Source organism: Dermacoccus abyssi (assembly GCF_003515945.1).
Lineage (GTDB): Bacteria > Actinomycetota > Actinomycetes > Actinomycetales > Dermatophilaceae > Dermacoccus > Dermacoccus abyssi.
Genome location: NZ_QWLM01000008.1, coordinates 130,317 through 140,426, shown reverse-complemented (window position 1 = coordinate 140,426; position 10,110 = coordinate 130,317). Strand labels below are relative to the sequence as shown.

At 68.5% G+C, this 10,110-nt stretch carries 11 protein-coding genes and 1 tRNA gene; 4 read left to right on the top strand and 8 right to left on the bottom strand.

What is annotated here, in order from left to right; all coding sequences use genetic code 11:
* Positions 1-81 precede the first annotated feature (81 nt).
* The 3 genes from D1832_RS15330 to D1832_RS08730 all read right to left on the bottom strand — a co-directional run bounded on the left by D1832_RS15330 (position 82) and on the right by D1832_RS08730 (position 2,587).
* Positions 82-252, bottom strand: coding sequence for a hypothetical protein (locus D1832_RS15330; RefSeq protein WP_182434726.1), 171 nt, complete (start codon positions 250-252; stop codon positions 82-84).
* Positions 253-500: 248 nt separating this feature from the next.
* Positions 501-1,679, bottom strand: coding sequence for a GNAT family N-acetyltransferase (locus D1832_RS08735; RefSeq protein WP_118913513.1), 1,179 nt, complete (start codon positions 1,677-1,679; stop codon positions 501-503).
* Positions 1,676-2,587: a hypothetical protein gene (locus D1832_RS08730; RefSeq protein WP_118913512.1), complete on the bottom strand. Its 912-nt coding sequence runs from the start codon at positions 2,585-2,587 to the stop codon at positions 1,676-1,678. The genes D1832_RS08735 and D1832_RS08730 overlap by 4 nt, the downstream gene beginning before the upstream one ends.
* Before the next feature lie 562 nt (positions 2,588-3,149).
* Here D1832_RS08730 and D1832_RS08725 point away from each other — a divergent pair.
* Positions 3,150-3,785, top strand: coding sequence for a hypothetical protein (locus D1832_RS08725; RefSeq protein ID WP_147362652.1), 636 nt, complete (start codon positions 3,150-3,152; stop codon positions 3,783-3,785).
* 15 nt (positions 3,786-3,800) lie between these two features.
* Here the strand turns inward: D1832_RS08725 and D1832_RS08720 are convergent, their stop codons facing one another.
* Entirely contained in the window at positions 3,801-4,436 is a 636-nt protein-coding gene (locus tag D1832_RS08720) for an HhH-GDP family DNA glycosylase (protein ID WP_118913510.1), read from the bottom strand.
* A gap of 102 nt (positions 4,437-4,538) precedes the next feature.
* Between D1832_RS08720 and D1832_RS08715 the strand changes: the two genes are divergently transcribed.
* On the top strand, positions 4,539-5,102 hold the full coding sequence (locus D1832_RS08715; RefSeq protein WP_241510939.1) for a sugar O-acetyltransferase: 564 nt from the start codon (positions 4,539-4,541) through the stop codon (positions 5,100-5,102).
* Between the two features lie 22 nt (positions 5,103-5,124).
* On the opposite strand, the gene D1832_RS08710 is transcribed toward D1832_RS08715, so the two are convergent.
* Complete coding sequence (locus tag D1832_RS08710; protein ID WP_118913509.1) at positions 5,125-6,102, bottom strand: zinc-binding dehydrogenase; 978 nt, start codon at positions 6,100-6,102, stop codon at positions 5,125-5,127.
* 93 nt (positions 6,103-6,195) lie between these two features.
* Positions 6,196-6,268 (bottom strand) — tRNA-Arg (locus D1832_RS08705).
* Positions 6,269-6,525: 257 nt separating this feature from the next.
* Here D1832_RS08705 and D1832_RS08700 point away from each other — a divergent pair.
* Complete coding sequence (locus D1832_RS08700) at positions 6,526-7,035, top strand: FBP domain-containing protein (protein WP_047312289.1); 510 nt, start codon at positions 6,526-6,528, stop codon at positions 7,033-7,035.
* Between the two features lie 271 nt (positions 7,036-7,306).
* On the top strand, positions 7,307-8,569 hold the full coding sequence (locus D1832_RS08695) for an MFS transporter (RefSeq protein WP_118913508.1): 1,263 nt from the start codon (positions 7,307-7,309) through the stop codon (positions 8,567-8,569).
* Here the strand turns inward: D1832_RS08695 and D1832_RS08690 are convergent.
* Positions 8,504-9,079 (bottom strand): hypothetical protein, encoded by a 576-nt coding sequence (locus D1832_RS08690; RefSeq protein ID WP_118913507.1) that lies wholly within the window; start codon positions 9,077-9,079, stop codon positions 8,504-8,506. The genes D1832_RS08695 and D1832_RS08690 overlap by 66 nt on opposite strands.
* Positions 9,076-9,678, bottom strand: coding sequence for a hypothetical protein (locus D1832_RS08685; RefSeq protein ID WP_118913506.1), 603 nt, complete (start codon positions 9,676-9,678; stop codon positions 9,076-9,078). The genes D1832_RS08690 and D1832_RS08685 overlap by 4 nt, the downstream gene beginning before the upstream one ends.
* Positions 9,679-10,110: the final 432 nt, after the last annotated feature.

Below are 10,110 nucleotides of genomic sequence, written 5' to 3'. Positions count from 1 at the left end.
GATGGCTGCGTGTAGGAACCTCCATCTTCGGAAGACCTCGACACCTACCTCCGGACCGACGCGCCAGCGCCCACTACACCCTCATCTGTGAAGAGCCGCCAACGGGTTGACCGGGGTCGCGAACTCCATGCCTGCGGGGACGGCGAGGTCGATGGCCAGCAATCCACTGACGTCCCGGGCCCGGCGCATGCGCGCCCGGCGGTCACGGGCCGCACGGGCGTCCTCGGCTGCAGTGCCGGCGCCGCGCGACATCGAGGGGCGACGCCTCGGTTCGACGCGGTCGTGTCGGCCTACGGCATGACGCGCGGCCCGCCGCGACGCAGGTGGGCGACCGGCCGGAAGCGCACTCCGCCCGTGGCACGCCCGTCGCGAGGCGCACTCCTCCGCGGCCGCGACGGAGTCGCACACGTGGGCGACGCACCGTGTGGTCGTCTCCTCGGGTGCTCGGGTGGACATGCTTTCCTGCTTTCCTACGGCGCTTCGGCCGGTCGTCCTCGGCGTCAGGGATGCGTGAAGGGGTGAGCGCGCCAGCGGCGCACGACCCCCGCGACAAGCGGTGATCGATCACGCACGGATCGGGCGCACGCTCGAAGACGTGCGTCGGCGACGTGCCGGCCGCGATCCGCGTACTCAAGGGCAGGGTTCGACCACGCACGCACGCACAGGCGTTCCTCCACCTCGTTGCGCAGGCCGCGCTTGAAGTCGTTGATGCCACGTCCGAAGTCGACGACGCGGACGGCGTCGTCGACGTACCACGTGGCGAGCATGTGGCCGAAGAGCACGAGCCCCGGTGAGCGGCGCTCGTAGCCCGGTCGCATCCTGCTGTCGACGAGGACGCGCTTGCCGTCGTCACACCCGACGACGACATAGGTGACGAGCGTGCCGTCGAGAGTGAGGAGCCACACCTCGGCATTGCCCTCGGCGGCAAGATCGAGAACGCGCTGCACGTGACGCTGCCCTGCCGCATCGGCGAACGCGTCGCGCCGGGCGAGCTGACGCTCGCGAGCTGCGCGCACCTCGAGCGTCCTGGGCAGAGCTGCGCGGATCTCGCCGGCGTTCCGCAACCGGTGTACCCGCCAGGCAGAGCCGGACTCGTCGAGCCTCCGGCATGCGGTGCGGTGCTTGGCACGGGTTTTCTTCGACGCCCACCGGCCGGGCCGACGCTCGTCGGGCCAGCGGAGCAGTGGGATCGGGTCACCGGCCTGCGCCCGCAGCCGCGGTAGGCATCGCACGAGGTAGGCGAGGGTCGGATCGTTCGACGAGACCTGGTCGAGGTGCAGGCGCCACACGCGGTGCCGGCGCACGAAGGTGGCGACACCGAGTGCCAGCGTGGCAGCGACCTCGGGCTCCACGAGGTGGAAACTCTGACGGTCGAGCTTTCCCTCACCCGCCAGGCGGATGTCGACCGGTCGCCACGGGCTGGCTGGTCGGCGCTCGAGGAGCGCAAAACCGAGTGGCCGGGTGAACGATTCTTCCCCTTGGCGACCGACGACGATGACCACGAGGTCCGCGTGCCGAGCACGCGCCTGCTTCGCGAGTTCGTCGATCGGCAGGTGGGTGACGGGAGCTTCGCTCCTGAGAACGGCGTCGACGTCGTCGCTGAGGGATGTGTAGCCGAGTTCGTCATGGTCGAGACGGTGGGCCGTGTAATGGCCTCGGACGGCGAGAAGTGTGCTCATGCGAGGCTCTTCACCCCGCCTTCCGCCTCAGGATCGACGACGAAGGAGACGGCACGCTCGTTGCGAGCCCGCTGCTTGGGTGCCACCTTCGCGAGGGCGGAGCCGGCCACGAGAGTCACCGGATCCAGCCACTTGCCGGGGGGCGGGGTGAGCCCGAAGGTTCGCCGAAGGTGGAAGTCGGCCCGTTGGCGACGCTCGGTGCGCGTGGAGGCAGTGGTCCGGTGCTCGACGGAGAGCGAGACACTCGGCTCGCCGGGCGCGTTCACGACACGGTGCGGGCTGTTCTGCGGCCACCACGCAACCTCGCCCGGCTTCAGGTCGATCACCTCGGCGGACGCATCCCACGCAGGGTCGTACGGCAGTTGCTCGTCCGCATACCCTGCCGCGATTGAATCCAGTTGGCGCACAGAAACGTACGGCTCGCGACGGGGATAGACGAATACCTTTTTTTCACCGCGGATATGCCACAGAGCGTTCGGCTGATTGTCGGCGTGATAGAAAACCTGCGCGGACGGAGAGGACACGAGGAGGGTCGCCTTGAGCGTGCTCCAGGCGTCACCGACAGTGGACGAAACTTCTCCGTAGAGTTCGTCGACAATTGCTCCGAGCTCTGGCACATGATGGCCTGCCCCGACGATATTCAGCCAGAGGCGGCCTTGGTCGACTATGTCGAGCAGTTGGAGACCCGTGAGATCTGCCACGTCGCCACGACGCCACGTCGCGCCGTCACAGGGGTCGTCACCCATGGTGTAGGCATGGACCGCTGAACGCGGCATCGCATCGATGATGCGGGCGATACCCTTTCGTGCGAAGATGTCGAGGCCGTCGAGGTCATGGCGGGCAACGTGGGTGCGCTCCCCCCAGGCACGTGCCTCGCCCTCGCCCCAGTTGATCAGTGAAGGTGCCATCGTCGGCCCACCCTTTCGGCAAGGATCATGTCTGTATCGCTCCACGCGATTCGTCAGCACGAGGTGAATTCCAAGGCACTCGAGAAACCGGACGACCGTCCAATGCTCTGCGGCGACAAATGGGGCAGACATTTACGCCTTGGCCCAGATATGTGGAGCGTTTTGAGGATAGAAGCCGCCTTTTCCAGTATTTTGATCAAATGCGTAAACAGCCACTGCTTAGCCTGACGGGCGGTGCTTCCGCATGAAGGGGTGGAAGGAGGGGGACATCGTGGCGCCCAGCCATGGAGAAACCGCAACTCCGTTCTCGACTACGTTACGATCGGCCATTTCGGCCCGACGAATCACGCTCTCGGCCTTGTCACATCAGTTGAGCGCCAACGGCACTCCTGTCAGTGTGTCGGCGCTCAGCCATTGGTCTTCGGGCAGGCGACAGCCTGAGCAGGCCAGAAGTATCGAGGCCCTCACGGTTCTCGAAGACCTGCTGGGCCTGGGGTCGGGTGAGCTCACCGATCTCGTTGGGCCCCCGCGCCCGCGTGGGCGCAATCCCCGGGTGGTTCCGGTGTCGCAGGCAATGCCGGAGACCGGTCTCGTGGCCAAGGCCTTGGGCGAGCTGGGGTTCATGCAGCACGACGAACTGCCGTACGAGCAGACGGTCCACGAAAAGCTCTTCGTCGACGCCGTCGGCGTGGAGCGGACGCTTGAGTTTCGTCACATCGTGCGCGCTCTCTCCCCCGGCCCGATCCGACTGCCGTCGATCCATGTCGTCGACGAAGTTGACCCGGCCGCGTTCTCGACGTCGATCGAGGATCACTTCGAGGCGGTCGCGGGGTGCAAACTCGGACGGACGGTGCTGTGGCCGGAGCACGGGCTCATGGGCGCAGAACTCATCTTGGCCGAGGACGCACGTCGGGGTGACATCGCCGTCGTCGATCACCGCATCCAGTTGCCTCCGAGCGCGCTACGCGCGGTCGAGGCCACCTACAGCGTCCCGCGGCGTACGCGCGAGGTGCTCATCCAGGTTGAGTTCGCAGGCGAGCTGCCCGCCACTGCCGAGGAGTACGTCGACCTCGGCGAGGGCGAGATCGGCCATCGCCTCGACGTCCGCCCGAACCGACTGCTCCAACTCATGGTGCAGGACGTCGGGCCGGGCCTCGTCGGCATCCGCTGGACCTGGCCCGACGACGGCGTCAGCTGACGTCGCCCGCCTGTCTCACAAGCGCTCGAGGATGCTCGGCTTGCGGGCGACGCGGACGAGCGCTGCGGCGAGATGGGCTGCGCGGCCGCTCGGGCAGAGCGCGAAGAGTTCGTCCGGCGTCGTCGGGAGGCCTGCAGCCTTCGCTCCGCGCACGACCAGTTTGTCCGCGTACGGCGCGACGCTCGGCCACACATCCTGAACTTCGCGAAGGAAGATGTCCGCTCCCGTGGGACCGATGCCGTCGAACGCCTGAAGGAGCTCTGCGATGCCTGCGGCGTCACCGTCCGCTTCGTCGCGCAGCTCGCGTAGGTCTCCGTTCCACCGTTCGTCGAGCAGCACGACGTTGGCCTCGAGTCGTGTGGCCGTCGACTCGTCGTAACGGCGGTACCCGCCACGTCCGAGGGCGTTGACGCGCTGCTGCCAGGTACTCCTGCGCAGATTCGCGGGCGTGCACCATTCGGCCTTCCACAGTTCGCGCGCGGTGGCCACGGCGATGTCGGAGCTGATCCGGGTCGAGAGCAGTTGGGCGAGAACGAGGAGCTGCCACAGACATGCCGGTTCGTCACGCAGTGTGATGTCGGCGTCGGCCGCGAAGGTCGTGCCGTGCGCCTCGAGGAGCTTCCGTACCGTCCCCTGCTGTGTAGAGCTCATAGCTCGACGTTATGCCCCTTCCCGGTGCGCGCAGCCGCCGGGCGACCCTTGCGCACGGACAGGGGCAACGTGCGATCGATGAGGCGCCCTAGCCTGGACGCCATGACGGAATCGACGAAGACCATGCGCGAGAGGATGCTCGCCGGCGAGCTGTACATCGCGGACGATCCGGTGCTCGGCGAGGAGTCGGCGCGCGCCCAGTCGCTGGCACACCGCTACAACACGATGGACCCGACGGACTCTGCCGGGCGCCGCGCCGTCATGGAGGAACTGCTCGGCGCGTTCGGCGAGGATTCCGAGGTGCCCCCCGTTCCACTACGACTACGGCTACAACACGACGATCGGAACCGCACGTTCGCGAACTGGAACCTCACGTCGCTCGACGTCGCCCGCGTCACCATCGGTGACGACGTGCAACTTGGCCCGAACGTCCAGTTGCTCACGGCCACGCACCCGCTCGACCCCGATCAGCGGCGCGACAAGTGGGAGGCCGCCGAGCCGATCACGCTGGAGAACAACGTGTGGCTCGGCGGCGGGGTCCTCGTCTGCCCGGGCGTGACGATCGGCGAGAACACCGTCGTCGGTGCGGGAGCCGTCGTGACGAAGGGCCTGCCTGCGAACGCTGTGGCCGTCGGTTCGCCGGCGCGCGTCATCAAGGAACTCTGAGCTGCCTCCCCTGACCGTCGCGTCAGTCGCCGTCGGCGACTCGCACGACGATCTTGCCGCGCACGTCGCCGCCGAGCATCGTCTCGAAGCCGTCGCGGATGTTCTCGAGCGAAACGGTGGAGTCGATGAGCGGGCGGACGCCGGTGTTCTCCATGACGCGCACGAGTTGCTGGAGTTCGGCGAGGGTGCACATCGTGGATCCGAGCACGCGCTTCTGCTGGTAGAAGATGCGGCCGAGGTCGGCCGAGGGGTTCATGCCGGTGGTGGCGCCGCACGTGACGATGGCGCCGCCGGGCCGCAGTGACTTGACGGAGTGCGACCAGGTGGCTTCGCCGACGTTGTCGATGACGTAGTCGACCTGCTCGGGCAGGCGCGCGCCGTCGGCGATGCCGCGAGCGCCCCAGCTCTCGGCGAGGGCGAGTTTCTCGTCGGTGCGCGAGGTGGCGTAGACGGTGGCGCCCATGGCGACGGCGAGTTTGATGGCGGCCGAGTTCACTCCCCCGGCGGAGCCCTGCACGAGCACGGTGTCGCCGGCGCGCAGCTTCGCCTGGGTGGCAAGCATCCGGTAGGCGGTGCCCCACGCGACGGGCAGGCAGGCGGCGTCCTCGAAGGAGATGCCGTCGGGCAGGGGGACGAGGTTTCGGGCGGGCACCGCGACGTACTCCGCGAAGGTGCCCTCGTACTGTTCGGAGAGCAGGGAGCGCTTGGGGTCGAGGGTCTCGTCGCCGCGTCCGCGGTCGAGGTCGCCGATGATCCCGTGGACGACGACGCGGTTGCCGTCCTCGTCGTAGCCCGCGGCGTCACAACCGAGGATGCGCGGCAGCAGCTCAGGCGGGTGGCCGACGCCGCGCAGGGTCCACACGTCGTGCATGTTGATGGAGCTCGTGACGACCTTGACGAGCGACCATCCCTGCGGGACGTCGGGCTTGGGCATCTCACGCACTTCGAGGCCCGCGAGCGGGTCGTCGGCGTTCTGGGACACGGCAACAGCAGCGATCATGCCTTCGATCCTGGCATCACCAACGCCCGACGTGGGCCGAACCAGATGCCGAGGTTGGCCGGCCCCACACATTCTTGCCCGAGGGCCGATCGGTGCTCCCGGCAGGATTCGAACCTGCGACACCCGCTTTAGGAGAGCGGTGCTCTATCCCCTGAGCTACGGGAGCGTCGTCCTCGCATCGCGCCGACCAGGCGGTGACGCACTCGCGTGAACGTCGCGACGTGCTCCGCCCGAGGGGTTGCACGCGCAGCGGTCAGCCTAACTGTTGTCGGGCGGGCTGCTGTAGTCGCGGGGCGCCGCGCCTGCGCGGCGCCCCCTTGTGCGGCCACTGACCCGTCACGTTCTGGCCCGAGCGGGCGCGACTGCTGCTCCCCGACTGAATTCGTTTGCGGCCCGCAGAAGCGCTCCGAGAGGATAGAACCCATGCGAGCCGTCACCGAAGCAGAGATCCGTGCGTCCTTCGTCAACGCCTCCAAGGGCGAGGCGAAGCGCGCCAATCTGCCCGACCTCGACGGCATCGAGTGGGACGGTCGCGACTACTTCGGCTGGATCGACCCCAAGCGCGAGCAGCAGTCGTACGCCACCTTCGTCGTCGAGACCGAGGACGGCGACGCAGTGCGCACCCTCCTCCTGCGCCGCGCCACCCCACCCAAGGAGCGCCGCAAGCTGCTGTGCTCCTGGTGTCAGGACATCACCGCCACCGACAACGTCACCCTCTACGTCGCGCCGCGCGCCGGAGCGAGCGGCCGCGTCGGCAACACCGTCGGCACGTCCATCTGCACCGACTTCTCCTGCTCGAGGAACGCCCGCCGCGTCCCCAACGCCATGGAGGTCCAGGACGAAGCCGAACGCGTGGCCTGGCAAGAACTGCGCGTCGCCCAACTGCGCGAGCGCTCCCGACACTTTCTCGACCTCATCAGCGAGACGGCGTAGTCGTCCGGCTCACCGGGTCGAGCCGGCTCTCGGTCACCCGGCACTCAGCGCGTCGTCACGCCGCCTTCGCACCTGCACCGGGCCCCGTCGGAACACAACGGGGCACCGCGTCAGTTCGGCACCACACACGCCCGACCGCGCGAGGCCCGTACCCCTCACGACACCCCGCCCACGATGACGTCGCTCACTCCCCGAAACGCACCGCACCACCGCGCCAAGCCGCGTGATTGCATGGGTACCTGCCAGTAGCCGAGCACCAGGAGGAAGTCCCATGACGAAGCCGTGGACCCGCCCCGCCCACGCCATGCTCGCCGTGGCCTGGGGTGGCAACGAGTTCACTCCCCTGCTCGTCATGTACAAGTCGCAGCACCACCTGCCGGCGGTCACCGTCGACATCCTGCTCTTCGCCTACGTGCTCGGCATCATCCCGTCGCTGCTCATCGGCGGCCCGCTCTCCGACCGGTACGGGCGAGCCAAGCTCATCGCTCCGGCCCCCTGGATCGCGATGGCCGGCAGTGCCACCCTCGCGCTCGCGCACGGTCAGGTCGCGGCGCTTTTCGCCGGACGCGTCCTGTCCGGCATCGCGCTCGGCCTCGTCATGGCCGTCGGCACGTCATGGGTCAAGGAACTCTCCTCCCGCCCCCACGACGACGTGCCCGACGGCACCGGCGCCAAGCGCGCCGCCATGTCGCTCACCGCCGGATTCGGCATCGGTGCGGGCGTCGCCGGCTGCCTCGCTCAGTGGGCGCCCTACCCCGACGAACTCGCGTACGTCGTCAACATCCTCGTCACGCTGAGCGCAGCGATCCGCCTGCGCGGCACCCCGGAAACCATCGACCTGACGAACCGCAACACCGGGCGCCTGCGCGACGACCTGCGCATCCCCGCGCTCGGCCACCGACGCTTCCTCACCGTCGTCCTGCCGGTCGCGCCCTGGGTCTTCGGCGCGGCCGCCTGCGCCTACGCCGTCCTGCCCGCACTCATGAGCTCCCGCGTGACGAACGCACCCATCGCCTTCTCCGCGCTCCTGTGCGTCGTCGGCCTCACGTGCGGCTTCTTCGTGCAATCCCTCGGGCGCAAGATCGACCGTCCCGGCTCCGCAAGGGCCGTGACGGCGGCGCTCGTCGTTCTCGTCGCCGGAATGCTGCTCGGCGCGCTCGCCGCGTCAGAGCTGGCCATCGCCACCGCGATTCTCGGTAGCTTCGTCCTCGGCGCCGGCTACGGCCTCGCCATGGTGAGCGGCCTGCTCGAGGTGCAGCGCATCGCCGGCCCGCGCGACCTCGCCGGCCTCACCGCCGTCTTCTACTCCGTCACCTACCTCGGCTTCGCGGTGCCGGCCATCATGGCGTGGGTCGCGGAACAGGCGGGCATCCACTACTCCGTGATGTTCCTCTTCGGCGCCGCGATGGCCGCCGCGTGCCTCGCCGTCGTCGTCCTCTCCGACCGACGCGAACAGCGCCTCAGCGCCTCAGCGCACGAAGCTGAACAGCGCCACCGCCACGAGCGCGGCGAGCACCATGCCGCCGATCGATGACGCGAGGAAGCGCTCCGACGTGCGCTCCGGCACGAGATCGGGGCGACGGTGTCCGCCCGCTCGACCCGTGAGCGCCGACAGAACAACAGGCTCACGCACCTCGACGCGCTGCCCGGCGTACGCCTTGACCCGCCGCAGGTCCGCATCACCGAACATCGCGACACCAGCCACGAGAAGCGGCTTGTCCGCGTGATCGAGGACGACGAGAGCATCCTCGGCGGGCCATCCGCGGAACCGACGCGGCACGATCGCTCCGATCTCGCTCCAGGCGATGAACGAGCGATCCCGCCCGCCCGCGAGGTACTGCACACCGTCGTCGTCCACGCGCAGACGAACCGCGCGCTCACTCTGGTACGAGAAACCGAAGTACATGACGAAAAAGAGGACGACGACGACAACGTTGCCGAGGAACGGACGCATGACGAGCACCGGCGTGGCCAGTACGACGAAGAGAAGAAATTCGCACAGGTGGTGGCGCAGGTAGGCCACAGCAGCTGCGTTGATCGTCACGGCGCCAAGTCAATCAGACCTAACGCCCGCTCGCCGGTGCGGGGGCGATCGAGCCCCCAAGACCCCACCGACCCCGCTACCGCGAGCGTTCTGCCCCATGTGCGCTGCGGCGCAGATGTGACGGGCCGCTCTGTTTTCGAGCGTTCACGAGGAAAGACGCACGAGGCGAGCATTTGGTTGCTCTCGAGTTTCATCTGATTCGTCGACCCCAGCCGGGCAATCGAAGACCGATCGTCCTGCTGTTCGGCTCGGTTCGTGGAAGAATCGACGGGCGCCACGCCGCTCGACGTCTTCCGAAGGTCGCTCCCGATGCTTGCACGCCCCTTCTCCTTCGCCCGCGCTCTCGCCGGCGCCGCCGGTCTCGGCGTCATCGCTGTCACCTGCGCGTCCGCCGCGTCCGCGCTCCCCATGGCGCCGGGAGGCAGCAGCGCCATCTTCCAGTCGCCGACCTGCGGGGCGAACGGAACGCTCGTCCCGGTCACGTTGACCAACGGCAGCGAACTCGTCCAGACGTTCACCGCCTCAGCGGGAGGCTCCCCCGTCTCCCCGGCGGCCACCACCGTGGCTCCGTACGCGTCGACGACGGTGACGTTGTCCATCCCGTCGGGCGCCGGCGCCGTCTACATCAATGCCGGCGGAGTCGGCGTCGGCTCGCTCCCGCTCGACCAGTGCGCTCCGGCGCCGGAGCCGTCGACGTCCACCCCGACCTACACGCCTACGCGAACGCACAGTGCTCCCGCACCGACCACGGACAACGTGCCCGCACCCGGCCTGCCGAGCGCGACGAGCGACGTTCCGGCACCGACGGAGCCCTCCACCACCCGCTCCAACGAGATGAGCCCCGACGGCGACCTCCTCGCCGAGCAGCAGCGCGTCCTCCTCCTCGTCGTCGTCCTCCACGTCCTCCTCGAGCTCGAAGACGTCGTCACGGACGCCGAGCAGCAGCGCGTCGAGCCTCGCCGCGCCCGCGTTCAACGACTCCGACGGCCCGAGCAACCTCACGCTCGCCATCGGACTCGGCGTCGTCCTCC

Excerpts from the sequence above, each read along its gene's own strand:
- D1832_RS15330 (WP_182434726.1), bottom strand. The coding sequence starts at position 252 with ATGTCGCGCGGCGCCGGCACTGCAGCCGAGGACGCCCGTGCGGCCCGT.
- D1832_RS08710 (WP_118913509.1), bottom strand. The coding sequence starts at position 6,102 with ATGATCGCTGCTGTTGCCGTGTCCCAGAACGCCGACGACCCGCTCGCG.
- D1832_RS08700 (WP_047312289.1), top strand. The coding sequence starts at position 6,526 with ATGCGAGCCGTCACCGAAGCAGAGATCCGTGCGTCCTTCGTCAACGCC.
- D1832_RS08720 (WP_118913510.1), bottom strand. The coding sequence starts at position 4,436 with ATGAGCTCTACACAGCAGGGGACGGTACGGAAGCTCCTCGAGGCGCAC.
- D1832_RS08685 (WP_118913506.1), bottom strand. The coding sequence starts at position 9,678 with ATGGACAACGTCACCGTCGTCGACGCGTACGGAGCCACGGTGGTGGCC.
- D1832_RS08715 (WP_241510939.1), top strand. The coding sequence starts at position 4,539 with ATGACGGAATCGACGAAGACCATGCGCGAGAGGATGCTCGCCGGCGAG.
- D1832_RS08695 (WP_118913508.1), top strand. The coding sequence starts at position 7,307 with ATGACGAAGCCGTGGACCCGCCCCGCCCACGCCATGCTCGCCGTGGCC.
- D1832_RS08735 (WP_118913513.1), bottom strand. The coding sequence starts at position 1,679 with ATGAGCACACTTCTCGCCGTCCGAGGCCATTACACGGCCCACCGTCTC.
- D1832_RS08730 (WP_118913512.1), bottom strand. The coding sequence starts at position 2,587 with ATGGCACCTTCACTGATCAACTGGGGCGAGGGCGAGGCACGTGCCTGG.